Here is a 22,691-nt window from a genome sequence, read left to right as displayed (position 1 = left end):
CACGGATATCCCCCCTACTTAATCAGAATCTTGTTTTCTATCAGATTCGAAATCGCTTCTTCTATGAATTCTAAATCGTACGCTGTCTCACTATGAATTTGCTCCATGCTGAAATCACGTCCATACAACAAACAGATTTTATAAGTCTCCTCATTGAGTGTATATGATACAAATGTATTATTTGCTGCTTTCTGTACGATAACTGCGAAACGAGACGAATCATCCGATATCATGATTATTCGTATATTTTCATTTAATTTTGGCAAGTCACCTCTTTTATTTTCTATTTTTTTGTCTAGCATAAGTGAAGCACACGCTCGCTCATATTCTGCAATTTCTCGAAGTGAGGGCTGAACATTTGTCTGTAAAGAATCAAACAAATCAAATATATTTAGAAAATATCCACAAAATCTATCTATATCCCTAAACTGTTCGCAATCCTCTCCACAGCTGCATCCACATTTCATTTTAAAACAACTTAAAATTTCATAAAAATTTAGTTTATATGTATATACCAACTCATACATGGTTTTTGGATAAAAATCCATCATAATTTTATAACATCTAAGAAGTTCTTTATATTCGACACCACCAGTTTCAATGTTTAAATCGTAGAAGGATGAAAAAACTTTCGGGTATTGCTTCACAAGACTTATTTCTCTCTCTGTTAGTTTATAACTCGCAGAAACATGGTCTGAAAGCTTGCCGTCAAATTTTAATTTTTCACTATTCTCTCGATATATTTTAGAGCCTGGATCTGGCGAGAGCCAGTGCATTTGAACTAAAACTGCACACTTATATTGTCTAAGTCGTAAAGCAAACCCCAGTGTTTTCTCTATCTCTTCTTTTGTTTCCCCCGGGAAACCAATAATAAACGATAACCAGCAATTTAACCCCAATTTGTCACAAAGACGTATATTCTTTTCCGCTATCTTTAAATTTAAATTTTTACCAATTTTCTTTTGCATCTTAGAGTTGCCTGTTTCAATACCGAGAAATATATTTTCACAACCACTCTCAACAAGACTATTAATAATCTCTTCATCAAGCATATCCACTCTCCCGCTGCATCTCCAATGCAATGACGGTAGTTTTTCTTTTATATATTCTGTCAACTCAAGGATATATTTTTTGGATACGATAAGATTATCATGAATAAGGTTCAACCGATTCGTCTTGAAAAAGCGCATTGCATTTTCACATTCAGCAACAATATGCTCTGGTGATTTTGTTCTATAGCACCTTTGCCAAAAAATTGATGTTGAACAAAAGGAACAGTTGCAAGGACACCCCCTTCCAGCTTCTAAGCTAACAATTGTACCGTTCTCTTTGTACTGCTGTACATATTTATAACTAATTAACGGAAGCGTATCTAGATTCTCTATCACCTTTCGATCACCATTAGAAATGACCTCGTCATTTTTTCTAAAAGTAATCCCCAATGATGTTTCGTAACTTTGCTTAAGCCCTTCTGGTCCAAATACATCAGCTATTGTTGCTTCACCTTCTCCACGGATCACCATATCTATTTCCGGGAAATTGCACATGATTCCCTTATCCACAAAAGTAACTCCTGGTCCGCCTAAGATTACATATAAATCAGGCAATTTATCCTTTATGCCTTTAGCAAACGTTACTACAGAAGGTAAAATATCACATCTGGTATAAAAGCCTATCATACCAACCTGTTTCGCATGAATCTGTTCAACCACATATTCAAGTATATCAATTTTTTCAATACAATGCTCCTTTTCCCAAGGAACATCCATAATAGAGCACGTTAAACCGCAGTTTTCGAATGCTTGCGCAACATTTAGCAACCCCATCGGAAAATGGTAAAGTAAGCCAAAACTATTACTTCCACTTGCAACATTAAGTAACATAATATTCATACGATATTTGTCCTTCCTTCTATCTCATAATAATTGTTTCAATCGTTCTGGTAGAACATCAAAACAGGCTCTGTAGTAAGCTTTCATATGACATATTTCATCTTTATTGTACAGAGAACACAACCTTGGGTATCCGTAACAAATACCAGAATAAATACAGCTATTACATATAGGATCATTATATTTACTAACATCTCTTAAACGGTCAGGTATACTTTCCAGTGTAACTATACCCTCTATAATATTCCCGTAATGATATTTGCCTCTGTTGAATTCACAACCGAAAACATTCCCGTATGGATCAACTTGAATCCCAGCTGGATAGAGGAAACGACAAAAACAATTTCTCATGCTGTATGTGCTGTCTGATATATTGTGTATAAATTGTTTAATGATGGAAGGAATTCGTTTTGTTTGTTCAGCATACTCAATCAAAACCAACAACAAGTTTTTATATGCCTTGTATAGTAGATCCTCATCTAAATTAACCACTGGCGACTCCAATAAAATTGTAAAATTTTCTATCCCATTCTCAAGAAAGAAACGGGCAGATTCTACCATTGCGTTTTGTTCTATCTGACTCATTGATAATGTTGATTGTACAGATAGTGGAATGTTTGAATCCAACGCAGTTTGTATCCCTCTCCATGTATCTTCAAATGAACTTCTTCGGTAGTTAATAGCTGGGGGGCCGTCAATGCTTACACAAACACTAATGTTACGTTTAACAAGTTCTTTGCAATAATCATCTGTCAAAAATGTTCCATTTGTAAGAATAGCACTTTCGCATGTACCCAATAGCTGGTTTGCCATATCATGAGCTTCAATAATGAAATCAGATCGTAATAATGGTTCACCACCCATATACCCAATTCTATATCCACCTTTATAATCAAATTGTTTATTATATTCAGCTATGAGCTTCACCGCTTTATAAAACGTATTCATATCCATAGCCTTTTCTTTTTGAAACCCCTCAGTTCTTTGCCAACAATAGGAACAGGATAAATTACAATCATATGTAACAATCGCTTCCATAAATTTAAACGGTACATTCCTTTTAATGTTATGAACTGGTGTTGGAAGCTTAACCCCCAGTATTCTAAAAAATTCTTCATCAACATTATTAGCTGTTTGATCAAGCATACTTAATTGTAAAGCAATTTCAGCATCTTCTATCTCCATGACTAATGGAGAATACTTACATATGACATAATACTTTTCTTTTTTATTTTTAAGAATACTAAACATGACAACACCACCTACTTAAAATAATTGATAAGAAAATCTATTGATTTAGATACTTCACGTTCAGATTGGTATGGTTCTTCAATCAGTTGTATTAAAGTAGCCCTCGTTATACTGTTAATTAATTCAATCTCTTTTTCGCCAGGTTTTCCTAAGAAAAAGTACCCTTCAAGTAGTGCACCGATTAAAAATGCAATAAAACGCATCGTAGCATTTACATCTCCATTTTGTTTTAATCTGCTCGTGTTATAGACCATAATCAAATCATAATCCCCGGATATATCAGCGATTTGCATAAGTGAACGAATTAACGGTACATAGTGCGAAAAATCTGTTTGTATTTTAGATTGAGCATTACATGGAAACGAAATGTCTCCACCATATAAGAGACTATCTGCCGTTCCATCAAAAATCCCTATCTTATATCCTCTACGACGTAATGCAAAACAAAGCTTTACAAAACAAGCATGTACCTCAGGTGAATCATCAGCAGCTATGAAACCGGCAATCGGACATCGGACCCCATGTTTAGCTACATAAGGATATTTTTCTATCAACTTATATATAGAATCATACTCAATGGCTGGTTCACGTACTAAATTAGGATAAATAGATATTTTTTTTGAACGTATATCTTTTCTTACATAATCGGGTGTAAAATAATAGACACGTTTACCTAGATTAATTAACTGGTCTTCAAAAGACAACTGCTCCTTTATGTCTTCATCTTCGCACGCTAAAATTACTGCATCAAATTCTTTTTCATTCTTTAGAATAAATTCTTCTGAAATATCAACTATTTCATAATTCAAATTTTCCTTTATACTTTCAAAAAAACGAGCTTGTTTCCCTTTTATCGCCACCCTATTGAATTTATATACGGACCGGAAGAAAAATTCTTCCCTTAGGTTATTTTTATCGCGTTCAGAGAGGATATACGGTGAACTATAGCTATCATTTATTACATGAACAATCTTAGGCGGTTCCTGCATACTAAAAGTACGAAGTCTCGCACTAAGTATATCTCTGCTCATGTTTAAATCTTCCTCTAACAACAACACGATAATTGCCGAAACATGCGCAACTGCAAAACTAGCACCACCCATAAAAACCTGAGTCCCAGAAAGCCAAATCAATCGTTGCTGATCACCACGAGCAATAAATTGAATTTCATTATCTTCATCGTAATAATAGTCAAACTTCTTTCTGCAGTTTCCAGATGCAACACCAAAACACCATGGATATGCTGCTGGATAAAAGCTGATTCCTTTCTGGTTGGAGCAAGCACATACCAAATAGCATTTCAGTGCTGCAGCTTTTGTTACTTTGATTAATTCTGGTTCTGAATTAATCAATCCAGCACTGATATTGATAACATGGCACCCAGCTTCGACGCACTTCTGGATTGCAAGTATTAACTGCTCACAACTACATATCATCGAATCGTGAAATATTTTAACAATGAACAGCTCAACTCTACTTGCTTTCTTTACAATAATACTTGCGACCGCCGTCCCATGACCCATAATATCAGCATATTCACCAGATATATACTGCTGTCTATTATCATGTTCTATTACTGTACCTCCAGATTTACAATGTTCCATTAAATTAGCATTATTTATATCGATTCCCGAATCAATAATACCGACCAAAACACCCTGACCTGTTCGTTCTTCTAATCCCATCATTAATTTGTTATCATTCAACATATTCTTATACCCTGTCCTATTATCAAAGAATAGTATTTTTCGAATATTTCCCGATAAATGCATTTACCATCTTGAAATGCATGACTACATACACCACATAAATGAGATAATCCACATCTGTTACACATTGAATTATCTTTTAGCTCATTGAAAGCAAAGCAACCATTATGTAAATCACCATCGAAGTAGCTTGAAAAGTTCCTTCCCGAACAGGAACAGTTCTGTATAGAATTTGGTTCGAACAATAACCTATGCAGAGAGAAAGGAAATAACCTTGTCCGATTGTAACCATCGCTCATCCTAATTTTATACAACGTCTCGGAAATCTCGGTTATAGAGCATGTTTTCAAAATTTCAGTTAAATCTATTACTGTGTCCATATTGCTATAGGAAGAAATAACTTTATTCAAAACATCACATGATTGAAACCGAAGCCAATGAAGCACCTCTGGTGATCTTTGTACATTCTCTGAGGTTATAAGTAATGCAGGTGTAATGTGGTTATACTCCCAATCCTTTGCTAATTCTTTATTTACACTAATAACAGTGTTAAGATGCTTCAAAATATCGTTTGAAATTATAAAAAAAATCAAGCCACCGTAATTCCTACCACGGATGTCATTAATCTTATATGTAATATGTTGTATATGATCTATTGTCTCCTCATATGGTATCTGTCCACAGAAAACCAGACAACGTAACACACAGTCCGTTCCATTATTAATAATAGTCTGGATGTTTTCTGTCATACTAGCCAGTTCCCCGTCCCTTACCAGTAATTTTGAAACTAACTTGCTTTTCAACTCAACAACTTTATTCCTATCACATTCGGATGCTCGTAAATCAGCATCATTACAATACCTTTCATCAAAAGGAAGCCCTTTAAAAACCTGAACCTCCTTATCTGACCTTAAATCAAGAAACATATCGTTTTTTAATGAAATAATAAAAGGAGAAATCATATGTCATCACCAACCAACAGATTTACTAACGATTTAATATCCCCATCGTCCATAATATTAAATGAAGCCAAATCAAATTCATCGAAATACTTTTGTTTTATCATGGAAATTCTCTCTTTCTTCAAAGAATTAATATTTATAATGTCATCTGTTAAAACTCGTTCCATGTTGCTGAACGCCAATGCAACTACCTTAACCTGGCCAACATTTTCAATAAATGTAATCGTATCTTTAATAAAAGAATCCGAATCTATCCCAGAATTTACAACAATTATCACCTTTCCAGGCATAAGTGAAAAGAAAAAAGAAATTGTCGATAATGTAAAACTTCTATTATATATATCTTGGAGCGAATATGGTAAAAGGCCGGATTGAGAACAAGATAAAACATACTTTGCTCCACTTTTGTATAATTTCCCTAATTCTTTCTGTAGATAATCAGGATATTCCGCCATTGGTATCATAACGTTTGCTGCAACCCCATAAGGGAATACAGAATCTATGCCAAAAAGAGCGGATTGATGTTCAGACCCAATGGTTCTAAAATTAATTCCTCTATTCTTTAGTTCTATCATAATTCGAAGCATAAGAGTAAATTTACCCTGATTCGAACTTGTCCCTACTATCATTATTCCGTTTGGATCTTTATTTACAACCATATCTTGTAAATAATTATGATTGTCACTTAGTTTCTTTTTTATTAACGGGCAATAATGTTTTAAACCTTTTTCATTCATTTGTAATAATAAGCAACTATATTTTTCTTCGTTTATGTTTTCAAAAGAGAAAACATCTAATCCGTGAGATATTGCAAAATTCAAGGCCAACTGTAGGTAATCCGTACCTCTCATTTTCGAAAGTTGTTTTGTAAAACCTATCAGTAATAAAGTCGCTCCCTCACTTTGTGCTGTTTCAAAAGATTCATACACAGGTATTTCTTTCAAGTTATGTAAATAATCAGAAATCTCTCCAGCCATAATGAATGGCTGAACAACTGCATTAATATGTATGGAAGTAAGACTAGAAAACTGAACAAGCGATGTCATTTCTTTACTAAAAAATGCGACAATAACTCCTTGCTTAAGCATATCAAACCCATGCCTTTCTGATCTATAGTATTATTTCGTTCTAAACTTCCTGAACACCCTCATTTTATATTTAAATATGGCATTATACGAAGTTCTAAGATGTCGACAATATATTGGGGAAATCATATCTGCTTTTCCAGTTAGTTTCAAGTTCATTCCATAGCAACCGATTTTACAATTTCCTTCTTTAGAACAGCAAACATCTGAGTCACAGACAAGATATTTTGACAGTTCATCTATCTTATCCCAATGTAACCCATCATATTCATCCAAAATATTACCTATACAATAATCACTACTATGATTTGATGTTACAAAGTAAATACAGGGATAAATGTCTCCGTTCACATCTATGGCAAGTGTCTCCGTAAGATAACATTGATTTAGCGGTATAACCGAGTCTTCAAAAAGGTTTATTTTGAAATTATGATAGTTTTCGAGTGCAAACGATTTCATGCCATCATAAAACCTTTCAAGTTCCTCATCAGAAACATACTCCCAACCAGTATCACTATAATCAATTTCAAGTGAAAAATACTTGCAATTCATAGAAAACAAATATTTAATAGATTCGATGACACGAAGATAATTTGATGAACTAACAACCATATTCATCTTAAAGTCGATTTGCTTTTTGTATAACAAAGTAATTCCGCTCATGATTTTATCAAAGGCAGGATTACCTGCTCGATCTACACGATACGCATTTTGTTTTTCATCTCCATCGCAGCTAATGCTAACTGTAAAATCTCGGAACATTTCAACATTATCTTCCTCTATCAAAGTCCCATTTGTAGTGACACTGAAAGACTTTTCAAATGAATCAGATCTTTCAATCATTTTTTCTCTTACTTTCATAATTTTTTTAATCTCAATCAGTGGCTCTCCTCCGTAAAAATCCACCTGCAATTTATTATCGTTTAAAGCCACCATACGCCGATTCACAATTTCCGATAGTAAAACGATCGTATCTTCATTACTAAAATCAAGCAATGCATATCCTTCTCTTTTTTTACTTTCCCTGTAATATTTCTCATAACAATACAAACATCTCAGATTACAATCTGACGTCATAAACAATTTTAAACGCATCATTCGCACTCTCCAAACATATATGTTTTTCCAATACAATATATCAAAACATTTACTTTTCTGTTGCTTACAAGATGAAATAAAAGCCGATCATAGTTCCGCATAAATAAAATTATACTACATTAATTTTCCTTTGTATACATTTTTTTGAAGAATTTTACATATTTTAGTAGATATATAAATCGTAAGCGCCTAATTGGTTCTTTCCGGAGTTGGTTGCAATAAATGTGAAGAAGTAATATAATTATGATATTAGGATGGTGATTATGTTATGGAAAAAGAACTTATAAAATCATTAAGTGATGACCTTGTGTGTATTGATTGTCGTTTAAAAAATAATCAAATAATATTAAAAATTGAATCAACAAAGCAACAGGTATTATGTCCTTATTGTGGAACTCCATCTTTTCGAGTTCATTCTGTTTATCAGCGTGAAATTCAGGATATTCCCATGCAGGATAGACAGACCATACTGCTTCTAAATACAAGAAAGATATATTGTGATAATCCGGATTGTGGGCATAAGACATTTCCTGAAAGATTTGATTTTGTAGCTTCGAAAGGGAAGAAAACAAACAGATTGGTAGATAAAATATTAATGACATCTACAAAGTTAAGTTCTGTAAGTGCATCTTCTTTATTAAGAGCTAGTTCCATTAAAGCAGGTAAAAGCAGCATCTGTGATCTGCTTAAAAAAAATGCCAACAATTGTGGATAAATCATCTGTTACCAAAGTTTGTGTGGATGATTTTGCGTTTCGGAAAAATATACGTATGGAACCGTTATGGTTGATTTAGAAACTCACAGGATTATTGATATTATCAATTCCAGAGAAACAAAACAGGTAGAGGAATGGTTAAAATCTTATCCTAATTTACAAATAATCTCCAGAGATGGAGCACAAACCTATTCGTCAGCATCTTTTAAAGCACATCCAAATGCAGTACAAATAAGCGACCGATTTCATTTGCTAAAAAATCTATCCGATGCAGTAGAGAAGTATATGTATCGACTGTTTCCATCCAGATTAGTAATACCAGTTACCTCTCAAAATCCCCATATGCAGGCACTTTACGATACAAGAAATCGCGTAGAAAGGATCTGTTTTGCACATAAAAAACGTCAGGAAGGATACTCTATAAATGATATTGCTTTACTATTGCATGCAGCAACAACTACAATACAAAGATATCTTGCAATTCCAGATGATGAAATTCCAGAAGGAAAAGAAAATGTAAGAGAACGTCAGCATATTCAGCAAATGATGAACAAGCAAGCTGCGATTGATGAAGTCAGAACTTTATACTCACATGGGCATGCAATTGATGAAATATCCCGCTTAACAGGACACGCAACTTTAACGATAAAAAATTATTTAAAAGATAATTGTTCTGCGAATAATGGACGCTATGATCATAGAATGCCAGGTAAATTAGCCGCTTATGAACAGGATGTTATTGAGATGCGCGCTCAGGGGATAACCTATAAAAAGATTCATGAAAACATTTGTAACAAAGGATATTCTGGAACAGTTGCTTCACTAAGAGTTTTCATGCAAAAAGAAAGAACTCACCAAAAAAGTATATCTAAAAATGAAAGAGGACCTGTTGAATACATTCCAAGGAAATGTCTATGTCAGCTTATTTACCGAGAGTTAGAAAATGTTCATGGCTTAACGCAAAAACAGTATGAAGCAACCATAAAAAAATATCCAAACCTAGGTGAAATTTATTCAAAACTCAGAGAATTTCACCGCATTGTATTTTCCAAGCAAAGTGCCAAACTAGATTCATGGATTATGGAGGCAGAACAATTACAGATTGATGAATTGAATACATATATTAACGGTCTTAAAAATGATCTAATAGCAGTTAAAAATGGAATTGATTTTAAATATAGTAACGGCCTTGCGGAAGGAAGTGTAAATAAAATCAAGTTGACCAAGCGAATAATGTATGGAAGAAATAGCTTTATGTTGTTAAAAGCTAAGCTGCTCCTCAATGAATATTTTTACCAAATCAACTAACAGTGGAAAGAACCGCCTAATTTCGGGGTATGCCTAAGAAAAATTCCGGATCCTATTGCTAGAATTCCGGAATGCGAGCATTTTACTCCATGTTGATCTTGCAAAGATCCTGGATTGTTTCATCCCAAGGTGCAAGCTTTGCTAAATCATCATCCGACATGCCCTTGCTAGGGCGGTTCTCTAGCAAGAACTTCAGATATTCATATAGATTTAATCCATATGCCTTTGCCATCTCTACGATAGTAAGATAGAGTGAATTAGCTGTCGCACCTTCCGGTGTGTCTGAAAAGAGCCAGTTCTTCCGATTATGTGCTATAGAACATAATCGGAAGAACTGGGTAACGATAAACACAGTCCGTGGAGCCCAGGCAAGTGCAATTATATACAGTATCACAGAAACCGCTCGAGCGAATAACCTAAATGTTTATTATTACGTCAAGTACCTGCTGACTAAGTTACCACAAGCTAATTGATAAAGATGGAAATATAGAATAATCAGTGTTGGAGCCACTCATGCCGTGGTCAGAGAAACTACCGACTGATTGTTACAGCAAGCGTCGCAAGTAAGCGTCGCTTTAAATTTACTGGGAGCGTATGTTTTGACGCTTACCATTAAAACACCTCTTTCTAAAAAATTAAATTATCATAGCTTATTATTAAATTATTTTTAACTATTTAAAAAATCTGAAAGTATCTTTTTTTCATTTACTAAACATTTAAATATTTGTTTAGTAAGTTTATTAAGTAAATCTTTATCCTTTGTAACTATATACTTCAATGATAAATTATATATTTGTTGCGCAATCTTTTCTATTTCTGAATATCTAAAATATATATCTTTTTCAATAAAATCATGTTTTGCTAAAAAATCGAGTCTAAGTAACATAATAGATTTATGTTCATGAAATAGCCTGATAAAACGGAAATCAATGTAATTTTCTATAATTATTTCATTTGCTAAATTTTCAAATGCACTAATTCCAAAAATATAATTATTATGAAATCCACTATCGATACCTAACTTTTTTGCAGTATTGACGCTCAATAGATAATCCTCTGTTAATGAATTTATTTGATCTATTGAAATAACTTCATTAAAGTTTGGTTTAATTTTTAGCAAATAAATAAACTGTGAAACATCATAGTAATTAATAATATTTATATTAATTTCATTAAGAAATGCATAAATAAATTGATCTTTCTCTACGACAGTCGTATCATAATTTCTTTCAATATTATACCCAAGTATATAATAATTGTAATCATCATACCCATACAACAGAGAATCATGCATAAAATGTTAGACCCCTGCACAGTGGCGGTTATTAATATAATATTCATCAATATATGAAACAATATAAAAACCTGCATCTATATTTTTTTCAAAGAAATCTTTAATAGGAAATATCTTATTAGAAAAATTAAATTTTCGAAGAATTTGTGTTTCAAAACACCCCCAATTATAATAAAACAAGGGAACATGATGAAAATTATAAATAGAATATTTACTTTTATTTAAATCCCTATTCACTTGTATATGTGTATTAAGAAAAAAGGGTAATAAAGAATCATCTTTAGCAAACATAATCGATAGGGGGAAACCAGTACTATTATAGGCCCTTGCATAAGGTTTTTTATTTACAGGTAATATAACCATTTTAAATACTCCTTTTTTCTACAACATTACATATTAGTTAAAACCGTATTCAAAACTCTGTATTCACGGATTTGTCCATTAATTCTAGTCAAATTCAATCCTTTAGCTATCGAATTTATCTATTCAATATTAATTAATGGAAAAATTGATCGATAAGTTTAATTATAAAATCTTTTTCGAATGAAGTAGTTTCTTGTGTATTATATCAATATATTCATTTGGTTTACTATGAACATTTACATAATTCGTCATAACACATGATACCCTATACATAGGCTAAATCATCACCATAAATCGGATATAGTCTTTAAGGTTCCTAATTACTTTTGTAAGATGAAATTTATATGGTGGATCACTGGTCTTTCGTAACTTAAATGTACATATGCCCTCAGTTCGTCCCCTCTACATCTTTCTTTTGCGGAACATTCAATAAATTTAAAAACAAATTGTATATTTCCCATATATACACATTTTCATCCTTTTTTTGTAATTATAATAAAATAACTTTAAACTGTCAATATATATCCCTTGTTCGAAAATGCACGATATGCATATTTTTTTTCTAATCCATATTTAGAATCAGTTTTTTTAAAATTATAATTCTAATATTTATTTTAAATTTTCATCGGATTATTATTTTTTCTAATATAACATAGATAACAGTACGTACTTTCTAAAACCAATAACCTCTCACAGCTCGGCTAAACTGATTGTCTTGGAATACCTTTACTTTAATTTAATTGACCAACTCACTATTATCTATGTCAAAAATCCGGATGAATTCAAGTTAAAACTACCATATAAAGAAATTACTTCCAAATATTGTTGTACTATTAAATATTTTATGCTAATCTATTAAGAAATAATTATTGATATTAATAATGGTGTCAAATTTTATTTTAAAATCCGTCAATAATGTTTCGCATTTGTTTTGATACAAGCTTATAGTTCAATATAATTAAAATGATTATTTATGCTTAAAAAGGCGCTTTCTATGCGGTCATACGGCAAGCAGAGAAATTCGCTACCTTACTGTGATTTTTATATGGTAAGTTCCAAGTAACATTATAATAATTAAATATTCGCTCAAATCCAACTTTTTTCATACGTTACATACCTTATGCGAATTGAAAGGAATGAATAAATATATGAAAACACTAGAAAATCCTATAAAAATACTTCCAATGAAATACCCGGAGATTACTTCATATCCACACCACGCTAACTTATTATCAATCCTATCTTATAACGAAGATAAGATGTCTTGGTTTTATAACTACTATTTTCAGTTAGCTATATACAAAGAAGGAGATAACAGGCTTGATTTTAATATAGGTTATTCGATAAACCAATTTATAAAAAATTGTCCCTATATAACACATCATGGATTAAGCAGGGAATTCATTAATAAAAAATGTCTTTCATTCTCTGACTTTATCATAGACAGTGTCAACTTAGGATATTATGTTTATTTTGTTGTTGATAAATTCTATATTCCTGCATATGGTATGAACTATCATGTTCAACATGATATGCTTGTTTATGGATATAATACAGAGAAACAAACTGCTAATATAGCAGATTTTTTTAAAGGCGGAAAATATAATTATACCGAATGTTCCTTTTCGGAAATGGAAGAAGCCTATTTTGCCGGAAATGATTTAGATTGGTTAGATGGCGTAATTCTTTTAAAAGAGAATTCAAACGGTTTTATTTTTAACATTGACCTACTTAAAAATTATATAACCGATTATCTAAATTCTTATAATTCTAACAATAGAACTGTTATTATTAACAATTCGTTAACAGATGATAAATATGCATTTGGACTTTCAATTTATGATATTCTAGAAAAACACATCAAAAAAACAAGTCAGGGAATATTTGATATTCGACCCTATCATGTCCTTTGGGATCACAAAAAATATATTTTGCTATTAATAAAATATTTATTTAAAAATGGTATGCTCAAAAATGCGGACTATTTCAATAAATGTTTTACTTTAATTGAACATAAGGCTTTAATGCTCAGAAATCTTATGTTGAAATACAAAATTAGCGGTAATAGCCTGATTATTGATAAATTAATAAATATAACCAGAAATTTAGCACAAAACGAAGAACAATATTTACGTGAAATGCTTGAGAATATTAGTGATACATTCTGTTATAATACTGCTTCACCGAATGTAACTATTGACGGATCAAGCTTATTTTTAGATTATAGCGAAAATTGGCACAATAACACAACAGCGCAGGGAGTGGAATATTCAACTGAAGTAAAAGGTTCATGGGTACATCTGGCATTTTATGGAAGTTATATAAGTTACATAGCAGCTAAGAACAAGGATTGCGGATACGCAGATATTTTTATCGATGGGGATATCTGTGATTCTGTAAACCTATTTTCATCTGAAATGAGAAATAACGAAACAGTATTTACCATAAATGCCCTACAGCCAGGTTTTCATAAAATAAAAATAGTTTGTAATCACAAAAAGGACGAAGAATCTTGTGGAACAAAAATTACATTAGAAAACTTAATAACACAATGTAATTATGAAGCAATGTGGAATACTTATAATCTATCCCATGATCGGTGTGCAGATTTACAATGGTTTAGAAGTAATGAAATCAATATGGCAGGTATAAAAATAAAAGCTGATAGTTATAGCCGCAAATCTGGTTTTACTACTGAGCCATGCAGTGAAGGCGGTAGTAATATATGCTCCTCTTTTGATGGTAATTACATGGTTTTTAACAGTATGAAACTTGATACTGAGGTAGACAATTTTGAAGCGAGAGTTGCCGTTGCTAATGCTTGCCATGGTGGCAAACTTGAGGTTTATCTTGATAGTTTGTCAGGAAAACCATTAGGTACGGTTTTTGTTTCTAAAACCGGCGGGTGGCAAAAATGGGAAACCAATTCATGCAAATTGCCCAAAACAACGGGAACTCATGATATATATCTGAAGTGGGTAGCAAATAATTTGAACGACTATGGAGTGTTTAACTTAAACTGGTTTAGGTTTAGTAATACTAACTCTTTGCTTGCTAACAAACCCTAATTTCTTTCGGACTCCAAGTACTGTTAATGGCATAATAAAATTCCCCACTTTGTTATGCCTGAATTAAAAAATAAATTATATTGAAAGCGTAACAAAATACTTCCCAAAGTATGGGATAATTATTATACTGGAGGTAGCAATGAAAACAATAATCAGGACGTTATAACAAAAAGGATATAACAAAACCCAGATATCTTAAACACTGGGTATTAACAGAAAACGGTCAGAAAGGTTTTAAAAGAACAGCGGGAAAGGAGGTAAGTTGCTCTTAGTTACAATTTACTGATAATACTGTGCCTGTGCACTCCAAAGCTCGTAATATTTACCACCTATGTCTTTAAGTAATTCATCATGATAACCCATCTGAACAATCTGACCATTATCAAATACAATAATTGTATTGCAAAACCGGCAAGATGAAAGTCTATGCGAAACGAACAAAGCTGTTTTATCTCCGATTATTTCGTTGAATTTTGAGTATATTTCGTATTCAGAAATAGGATCGAGTGCTGCTGTTGGTTCATCAAATATGTAAATCGGTGCATTTTTATATAGCGCACGTGCAATTGCTATTTTTTGCTCTTCTCCTCCAGAAATTTCTATTCCATCTTCTTTTACATTTCTATAAATTGTTTGATTTAGTTTTAGAGGTAAACTATTAACTCTATCCGAAATTCCTGCTAACTCAAGGGAATTCCATACTTTAGCATCATCATAATCGATTGATGTTGCCACATTCTGTCCTATAGGGAAAGCGAGCAGCTTAAAATCCTGAAAAAGAACTGCGAATAAGTTTAGATAAGCATCATAATCATATTTACTTATATCTTTCCCGTTTAGTGTAATGTGCCCAGTTTCTGGAACATATAAACCACAAAGCAGCTTAATCATAGTTGTTTTTCCTGAGCCATTCATGCCGACGATTGACACGCGACTTTTTGTTGAGATTTTAAAAGATACATTCTTTAAAGCATACTCTTCACAAAAGGGATAGCGAAAACAAACATTGTGAAACTCTATTTCCCAATCATTGTTATTCCGTGCTGGAATTTCTGTTCCATTATGTGATTCTGATGGTGTGTCAATAAACTCGAAAAATAGTTCGAGATAATTGTTATTATTCCTTATTTGTGAGAAAGAGAAAGACAAGTCAGAAACAGCAGATACCATCTTGATGATTGAGGCGTAACTTTTTGTGACATCGCCTAAGCTAATTGACTTTGAGAGAGCTTTAAGACCGATAAAGATATATGCAATTCCGCCAATAAAAGCCGAAATTGCTGCGTTTGCGCCAAAATACTTTTGTTGTAGACTATATCTACTTGTAATTATATTTAACCATGGCAATCTGCCTTTTGAAAAGATTTCGTGAATTATTAGATTTCGCTGGTCAAATATACGAATGTCTTTAGCTGCTTGATCATCCTCCATATAACGAAAGTGATAATAATTGAGATATCGATTCGTTGAATTAGTCCGAAATAGATTAAAATCTTTTTTGTTTTCAGTTCTTGCATTTCTAATTGTTAATACAACACATACTGCTATTATCAAGAATAGCAAACATAGAAACCAAACCGAATTTACTACTCCGACTGTAGTAAATTTTAATGCTCCAGACTTTAAAAACGTTCCAACTAGGATTATAATTGCAAATAATATTGAAACAATATTGCTAGCAATTGAAGTCATAAGATCAACTAAGGCCGTTATTCCTCCGCCCATTGCTAACATATTTCCTGTTATTTTAGCACGTAATTCTGTATACTTTGGATCCTCCAGTTTAATAAAATCCATTGACAGCTTTTTAGCGTTAAGATAATATCTGACTTTTGGAAATAACATGACCTTCATTACGTTGATTTTATTCATCATTAAATTGGATATTACAGACAAAACTAATGATCCACCTACAGCTATTGCTACATATATTAGTATCAAATGAAGATTACGTTTCCCAACCAATTCATCAATAATAATAGCAGATATATAGATAGAAATATAAGGTATGATTGCAGATAAAAGCGAATTTAAAAGACTTAAGCATAGCAACCTGGGAGACAGTTCTTTGATAATTCCAGAACCGCGTTTAATCATTCGTAAATCCTCTGAAATATTCCGTTTTTCGCTATTCATAAATCTTCGGCCTCCTTATTGCTCTTATAGTATTCACTTTGTACATGAAACATCTCAAAATATTTCCCTCCATGTGCCAATAGCTCATCATGTGTTCCTTCTTCTATGATTCTACCGTTATCAATGAAAATTATTTTATCACAAAAACGTGTTGAAGAAAGCCTATGAGATATGTAAATCGAGGTCTTGTTTTGCGTTAGTTCATTATATTTAAGATACATTTTATTTTCAGCGATTGGATCTAATGCAGCTGTTGGCTCATCAAGGACGATTAATGGTGCATCTTTATATAACGCACGTGCCAATGCTAATTTTTGTATCTCCCCTCCGGAAAGATTAACACCGTTATCCGCCACAGAGGCAACTAGATTTGTTTCTATGCCACTTGGAAGCGTTTCTATTTTATCTTTCAAATCTGCAAGCTTAATACATTTTTCAAGTCTTTTCATATCAATTTCATTATCTGATTCATACGTAATATTTTGCGAAATACTAATTGGCAGCAAACATACATTTTGAAATACAGCCGTTACAAGAGTGTAATATTCATCCCTGTTAAATGTTGATATATCTATTCCGTTAATTAAAACATGTCCTGAAATTGGCTTAATCAATCCGCAGATCGCCTTTACAAGTGTTGTCTTTCCGGCTCCATTCGCTCCGACAATTGCAAGCTTCTCTCCTTTATGGATGTTAAGGCATATATTATCAAGAATTAATTTGTTGCTTCCTTCATAAGAATAACTTACATTTTCTAGTTTAATTTCTAGCGGCTCTAGTTTCGATGGAAGTTTCACACCCGCATTACTATTCATTTTATCTTTTGTATCAATAAGGTACCGATAATCGTCTACCTGATAATTCGCATTTGATAACCGATTTATTCTATCAACAATTTGCTCAAGCCATTGTCCGAATCCTGTAATAGCTCCGAAGAATAGAGTAAACTCTCCAATCGTCATATCTGAATTAAACATTTTCCATATGAGATAAATATAACTTCCTCCGTTTCTTAGGAAAATTAAAAAGACACTCAATAAACGCTGCATTAAATGTTTTAACTCAATATTTTTTTCAAGATTGAGTTTTTCATTCATAAATTTATTTTTTACGATATTTATCCATTGGAACATACCAAAAATCCGTATATCTTTTGCAATATTATTGTCATCCGAACATTCTATAATATAATCGAGTTCACGGTCTATTCTTGCACGGTTATCTTTTTGCGCATGTTCATATTTTTGTACTTTTAATGCTATTATTCCATCTATTCCATAACTTATAAACAATAGAATTACAACATATGGATTTAGTAGTAAGAGAACCGAACAAAAAGAAAATAACCCAAGAATACTTTTTAATAGTTCTACTAGGTTTGGATAAAACGAGACCATATTCGAGCTAGTATTTTTGGCTAAGGCAGAATGTGCTTTTTCAATTTTAATTTTACCTTCCGGAGAAATATAATTAGAATAATCCATATCCAATATTTTTCGCTCTTTGTTAAGATAAAAATGCTTGTTCCATATTTCAGCTAAATCTATAAACAGTATTTGATTTGTGGAATAACTAATATATCTTAAAAGCATTAATGCGATTGTTAAAAGACTTATTATTAATACAAATTCACTTGGCTGTATTGAATCAGCAATTGAATCCAATACAACCTTTGGTAACCATATTCCCAATAAAGATACTGCTATAGCTGAAAAAATATGGATAACAGGGACAATAAATGCCTTCTTCTTAAACCCCCATTGTTCTCTTAACATAAATTTTAAGTTATTTAAAAAGCCATGAGTTATTTCTTTATTTTTAGTATCCACTCTTTAAACCACCTCTTCTTCTATTTTTAGTATTCAATCTATTAGTGTGTAAGAATTTTTTTTCGATCTTCCAGGCTAAATCGAATGCCCATCCATTCGTTTTTATCTTTTCATATACTATACTCAAGTTATTTTTCATAGTAGATCTCCGCTTAGTTCATTGGAATCGTTATTGAATTACAAGAGTATTTTCAATTTTATTACATTATTATCCTTTTTTATAATTATGACCTTATTTTTTTTAATGTCAATCGAATTTATATTTTCTATAAACCAGAATATGTAAAAACCACCCTTATGTATGCGGATCATTGTATCTACAAATGAAACAATACTCTCATATTGACAATCTAATTTCGTACTATTATAATAAATCTATTACAAATGTAAGATTTATGGAGGGCCCCTGATGAAGAAATTACCTCAAATATCCGAAGCGGAATATGAAGTTATGAAAATTGTATGGAAAAATGCACCGATCAGCACAAATGAAGTTACAGATAGACTTGTGAGAACAACCGACTGGAGTCCCAAGACCATTCAGACCTTATTAAAACGGCTGGTACAAAAAGGGGCTCTTACCTTTGAGAAAAACAGCCGGGTTTTTGTCTACACTCCCCTGGTAAAACAGGATGAATACCTTGACCAGGAAAATAATTCGTTTTTAAAGCGGTTTTATGACGGAAATATTGCTTCTATGCTTACTAATTACCTGGATAAGGATACTTTATCCGACGAGGAAATCAGTGATTTACAGAATATACTTTCTGCCCGTAAAGGGAAAGGAGCTATTTAAATGTTAAATGACTTTGGGATGCGTTTTATTCTGGCTAATATCACAATTTCTTTACTGGTAGTTTTCATAATGATAATGAAAAGAGCTTTTAGAAAACATCTTTCTATTCGAATTCAGTATAATATGTGGCTTCTTTTCCTGGTTATACTGGTCATTCCTTTTATACCTATGAAATTACCAGCTTTTGGGCAGTTTCCTTCTCTGCTCACCTTTCTGGATTCAATTCACAGGCAAAATATAGAGAAGGCAGTTCCCGCCGGTGCTCTGACAGATCCCGCACCAACCATAAACTGGTTTTCGGATTTAACGGTTTCCGTTAACCGGACATCTCCGTCTTATTTTAGTACGGTTCTGCTGATTATATGGCTCTGCGGTATCTTAGTTTTACTTTTTCTAACCGTCCGCTCCAGTTTAAAAATCAGACAGCTGATTTGTTCCTCTCTTCCGGTACAGAATCCATATGTGAAAACCTTATACAAGGAGTGCAGGGAAAAATCGAAAATAAAAAAAGAGATACCTGTTTTAAGCAGTGCATACCTGAAATCACCTATTTCCGTAGGATTATTACATCCGCGGATTATTCTTCCCATTCATTTGATATCAGATTATAATGAAAAAGAGATTCGATATATTCTCTTACATGAACTGCAGCACTACAGGTTTAAAGATATTCCGATTAATTATTTTATGTGTTTTGCCAGGATAATTTACTGGTTTCATCCATTTGTATGGTATGCATTAAGACAAATGCGGAATGACCGTGAATTAGCCTGTGATGCCTCTGTCCTGTATTTACTGGATGAAGACAGTTATGCTGACTATGGAAATACCCTGATTCATTTTGCCGGTAAAATATCAAGGTTTTCTTTCCCGTTTGCTACAGGCCTTGGCGGGACAAAGAAACAGATTAAAAAGAGAATCATAAGTATTGCTTCTTTTAGACCGGAAACTAATTTAATTAAAATGAAAAGCAAAATAATATTTGGTATGACAACCGCTTTCGTTTTAACTTTTACTCCAATACTTTCAATTTATGCCGGGTCTGATGCCACATATGATTTCTCCTGTTCCCCCTCCCATATAGATCATGAAGACCTGAGTTCTTATTTTAAGAACTATGACGGCAGTTTTGTCCTGTATAACCTGAATTCGGATCATTGGACCATCTATAATGAATCCGGTAGTTTAAAACGAAGATCACCGGATTCCACCTATAAAATATACAGCGGCTTATTCGGTCTGGAGAGCGGCAGCATAACACCGGAAACATCTTTATTGTCCTGGAATAAAGTTAATTATCCAATTGAATCCTGGAATAAGGATCAGAATCTGGATTCAGCCATCAAAAACTCAGTTAACTGGTACTTTCAGACTTTAGACCAGAAAGCAGGGAAAAAAACTCTGCAAAAGTATATAAAACAAATTAATTATGGAAATGAAGATCTCTCAGGAGGTATCTCCCGCTTCTGGTTGGAATCCTCATTAAAAATCTCACCGGTGGAACAAGTGGAAATACTGAAAAATTTCTATACAAATGAGTTTAAGTTTAAAGACAGTAATGTACAAGCGGTAAAAAATACTTTACTGATTACAAAAAAGATGGATAATGCCCTCTATGGCAAAACAGGTACCGGAAATGTTGAGAATAAAAATATTAACGGTTGGTTTATCGGTTTTGTTGAAAAGAGTGGTAATACTTATTTCTTTGCAACGAATATACAAGGAAAAGATAAAACAGACGGAGCCAATGCCCGTAACATAACCCTGGAGATTCTTAAAGCGAAACAGCTTTATATGACAGAATAGAATATTTTACGGAACACAAGAAGGAGTCTGACTTTGTGATATGCTCCCTTAGGTAGACAGTTGGAATAATATAAGATTGCCTATAAGGGAGTTTTCTTGACTCTAGTGCTGATGCACTGTCACGACAGTGATAATCTTCCTTAAGTCCGTCATACACTTCCTGCCTGTAGGGCTTTTTATTTTATAATTATCTTACGGATATTAAAACGATTCGTAAAATAATTGTTAATGTATATGAGCACACTCTTATTTCTTAGGAAATGGATATTTTTGCAACCCATGTTTTGTGCAATATAGATACAGAATTCCGCCGCCTCTCATAATAGGTAATCGAAAAGCAGGGCTCTGCTCCGGATATAATCTGTTAAACAGCATAAGATCGTCATACACACATGCCGCAAATAAAATATAATGGTCTTTCCTCATTTCATGGTTCAGTGTGATATAATAATCGGTTTCAATTTCTTCTACATGTATTTCATGCCCTTCAATTGGTGTAATCGGTGTCGACGGATGCAATCGGCGTCCACAACAGGAGATCGTTGTTTTTCCGGTACTCGTTAGTATATTTCCGCAGGTAGGACATACATAAAATTGTATTTTATCAATTTTCCCAACATCTGGCCGGTTAGGATCTAATTCTCCCTGCAATAATTTGAGAATATCCGCCCCCAGTACAGCAGAAAGCTCCTCCCAAAGCGTAACATCCGGGCACCCCAATCCACACTCCCACTTTGAAACAGTCTTATTGCTGATATTCAATTGGTCCGCAATTTGCTTTTGGGTCAGTCCTTTTTCTTTGCGCAATTGTAATATTAGCTTACCAACTTTTGCACAATCCATCTGATTTCCTCCTTTCCAATTAATTTCTTTACTATCAACCTCTTAATATCAGAATAATAAGCGTTACGGCCATCAATACGATCATATCCATCCGCTGTAATTACTATTTTTTCATTCATTTCCAAATCCTCCTTGCCTGCGAGTCCTCTGCAAAACATAATTCCCGCAGAACCTCCAGTTCATCCGTATGATCTTCCTGCGGGTCCTCATATTTTAAGACTTTCAATACAACAAATACAAACCCTTCCTCGCCGTACTGCTGCCAAAGTTCCTGCATTCTTTTGTTCGGATGGGTTCCGGTAAATAGCTTAAAGCGGTTGCTGTTATAATCCGCTTTTGTATCTTTGGAAATCCCCAAAAAGGATTCACCGGTTGACTTACAGCGAAATGAAATCACTCCCATCTCAGGACGGCGGTTTTTCCACTCCTCTATAAGTTCTTTTTTCTTTTTTATATCCATTGTTTTCACCTCGGTCTTAGTGTATCCTAAAAAGTCTACGGAAACAATCCATGTTCCGTAGACTTTTTATAATGGG

19 protein-coding genes and 2 pseudogenes are annotated in these 22,691 nt (G+C 33.1%); 7 read left to right on the top strand and 14 right to left on the bottom strand.

Going from position 1 to position 22,691, the window contains the following annotated elements:
* Positions 1-14 precede the first annotated feature (14 nt).
* The 6 genes from RBU59_RS20720 to RBU59_RS20695 are packed head-to-tail and all read right to left on the bottom strand — an operon-like array spanning position 15 to position 7,997.
* On the bottom strand, positions 15-1,892 hold the full coding sequence (locus tag RBU59_RS20720; protein ID WP_308144374.1) for a B12-binding domain-containing radical SAM protein: 1,878 nt from the start codon (positions 1,890-1,892) through the stop codon (positions 15-17).
* 24 nt (positions 1,893-1,916) lie between these two features.
* Positions 1,917-3,143, bottom strand: a complete 1,227-nt coding sequence (locus RBU59_RS20715; protein ID WP_308144373.1) for a radical SAM protein — start codon at positions 3,141-3,143, stop codon at positions 1,917-1,919.
* Between the two features lie 11 nt (positions 3,144-3,154).
* On the bottom strand, positions 3,155-4,852 hold the full coding sequence (locus tag RBU59_RS20710) for a S8 family serine peptidase (protein WP_308144372.1): 1,698 nt from the start codon (positions 4,850-4,852) through the stop codon (positions 3,155-3,157).
* Positions 4,846-5,814, bottom strand: a complete 969-nt coding sequence (locus RBU59_RS20705) for a hypothetical protein (RefSeq protein WP_308144371.1) — start codon at positions 5,812-5,814, stop codon at positions 4,846-4,848. Before RBU59_RS20705 ends, RBU59_RS20710 begins: the two co-directional genes overlap by 7 nt.
* Complete coding sequence (locus RBU59_RS20700; protein WP_308144370.1) at positions 5,811-6,902, bottom strand: DUF1611 domain-containing protein; 1,092 nt, start codon at positions 6,900-6,902, stop codon at positions 5,811-5,813. Before RBU59_RS20700 ends, RBU59_RS20705 begins: the two co-directional genes overlap by 4 nt.
* A 30-nt stretch (positions 6,903-6,932) precedes the next feature.
* On the bottom strand, positions 6,933-7,997 hold the full coding sequence (locus tag RBU59_RS20695; RefSeq protein WP_308144369.1) for a radical SAM protein: 1,065 nt from the start codon (positions 7,995-7,997) through the stop codon (positions 6,933-6,935).
* A gap of 268 nt (positions 7,998-8,265) precedes the next feature.
* Here RBU59_RS20695 and RBU59_RS20690 point away from each other — a divergent pair, with 268 nt between their 5' ends.
* The 4 genes and pseudogenes from RBU59_RS20690 to RBU59_RS28845 form a co-directional block, all read left to right on the top strand.
* Positions 8,266-8,712, top strand: a complete 447-nt coding sequence (locus RBU59_RS20690; protein ID WP_308144368.1) for a transposase family protein — start codon at positions 8,266-8,268, stop codon at positions 8,710-8,712.
* A 54-nt stretch (positions 8,713-8,766) separates the two neighbouring features.
* Positions 8,767-8,985 (top strand): annotated as a pseudogene (locus RBU59_RS20685) (transposase); the annotation flags it as partial.
* Between the two features lie 12 nt (positions 8,986-8,997).
* Positions 8,998-10,020 (top strand): transposase, encoded by a 1,023-nt coding sequence (locus RBU59_RS20680; RefSeq protein WP_308148617.1) that lies wholly within the window; start codon positions 8,998-9,000, stop codon positions 10,018-10,020.
* A gap of 326 nt (positions 10,021-10,346) precedes the next feature.
* Positions 10,347-10,481, top strand: a pseudogene (locus tag RBU59_RS28845) (hypothetical protein); the annotation flags it as partial.
* 206 nt (positions 10,482-10,687) lie between these two features.
* Here RBU59_RS28845 and RBU59_RS20665 read toward each other — a convergent pair.
* Both RBU59_RS20665 and RBU59_RS20660 read right to left on the bottom strand, forming a co-directional pair.
* Positions 10,688-11,314, bottom strand: coding sequence for a hypothetical protein (locus tag RBU59_RS20665; RefSeq protein WP_308144367.1), 627 nt, complete (start codon positions 11,312-11,314; stop codon positions 10,688-10,690).
* Between the two features lie 6 nt (positions 11,315-11,320).
* Entirely contained in the window at positions 11,321-11,677 is a 357-nt protein-coding gene (locus RBU59_RS20660; RefSeq protein WP_308144366.1) for a hypothetical protein, read from the bottom strand.
* A gap of 1,148 nt (positions 11,678-12,825) precedes the next feature.
* Here RBU59_RS20660 and RBU59_RS20655 point away from each other — a divergent pair.
* The gene (locus RBU59_RS20655; protein WP_308144365.1) at positions 12,826-14,745 is read left to right on the top strand and encodes a carbohydrate-binding protein; all 1,920 of its coding nucleotides are present in this window, start codon (positions 12,826-12,828) and stop codon (positions 14,743-14,745) included.
* Between the two features lie 279 nt (positions 14,746-15,024).
* Here RBU59_RS20655 and RBU59_RS20650 read toward each other — a convergent pair whose 3' ends face one another.
* From RBU59_RS20650 to RBU59_RS20640, 3 genes are read right to left on the bottom strand one after another with little or no spacing between them, the layout of a single operon-like run.
* Positions 15,025-16,881, bottom strand: coding sequence for an ABC transporter ATP-binding protein (locus RBU59_RS20650; protein ID WP_308144364.1), 1,857 nt, complete (start codon positions 16,879-16,881; stop codon positions 15,025-15,027).
* Positions 16,878-18,710 carry an ABC transporter ATP-binding protein gene (locus RBU59_RS20645; RefSeq protein ID WP_308144363.1) on the bottom strand — a complete coding sequence of 611 codons (1,833 nt, stop codon included), beginning with the start codon at positions 18,708-18,710 and terminating at the stop codon, positions 16,878-16,880. The genes RBU59_RS20650 and RBU59_RS20645 overlap by 4 nt, the downstream gene beginning before the upstream one ends.
* Positions 18,700-18,849: a hypothetical protein gene (locus tag RBU59_RS20640; RefSeq protein ID WP_308144362.1), complete on the bottom strand. Its 150-nt coding sequence runs from the start codon at positions 18,847-18,849 to the stop codon at positions 18,700-18,702. The genes RBU59_RS20645 and RBU59_RS20640 overlap by 11 nt, the downstream gene beginning before the upstream one ends.
* A gap of 270 nt (positions 18,850-19,119) precedes the next feature.
* On the opposite strand from RBU59_RS20640, the gene RBU59_RS20635 reads away from it, so the two are divergent.
* Both RBU59_RS20635 and RBU59_RS20630 read left to right on the top strand, forming a co-directional pair.
* A complete protein-coding gene (locus RBU59_RS20635) occupies positions 19,120-19,506 on the top strand; it encodes a BlaI/MecI/CopY family transcriptional regulator (RefSeq protein WP_308144361.1) in 387 nt (128 codons plus the stop codon).
* Positions 19,507-21,312 (top strand): BlaR1 family beta-lactam sensor/signal transducer, encoded by a 1,806-nt coding sequence (locus RBU59_RS20630; protein ID WP_308144360.1) that lies wholly within the window; start codon positions 19,507-19,509, stop codon positions 21,310-21,312.
* A gap of 246 nt (positions 21,313-21,558) precedes the next feature.
* On the opposite strand, the gene RBU59_RS20625 is transcribed toward RBU59_RS20630, so the two are convergent.
* The 3 genes from RBU59_RS20625 to RBU59_RS20615 are packed head-to-tail and all read right to left on the bottom strand — an operon-like array spanning position 21,559 to position 22,615.
* The gene (locus RBU59_RS20625) at positions 21,559-22,155 is read right to left on the bottom strand and encodes a helix-turn-helix domain-containing protein (RefSeq protein ID WP_308144359.1); all 597 of its coding nucleotides are present in this window, start codon (positions 22,153-22,155) and stop codon (positions 21,559-21,561) included.
* Positions 22,128-22,274 (bottom strand): hypothetical protein, encoded by a 147-nt coding sequence (locus RBU59_RS20620; RefSeq protein ID WP_308148668.1) that lies wholly within the window; start codon positions 22,272-22,274, stop codon positions 22,128-22,130. Before RBU59_RS20620 ends, RBU59_RS20625 begins: the two co-directional genes overlap by 28 nt.
* Positions 22,271-22,615: a GIY-YIG nuclease family protein gene (locus RBU59_RS20615; protein ID WP_308144358.1), complete on the bottom strand. Its 345-nt coding sequence runs from the start codon at positions 22,613-22,615 to the stop codon at positions 22,271-22,273. The genes RBU59_RS20620 and RBU59_RS20615 overlap by 4 nt, the downstream gene beginning before the upstream one ends.
* Positions 22,616-22,691 lie beyond the last annotated feature (76 nt).

The sequence above is a fragment of the Anaerocolumna sp. MB42-C2 genome (assembly GCF_030913705.1).
In the GTDB taxonomy this organism is placed as follows: Bacteria; Bacillota; Clostridia; order Lachnospirales; family Lachnospiraceae; genus Anaerocolumna.
This window is presented reverse-complemented; position numbering and strand designations above follow the sequence as displayed.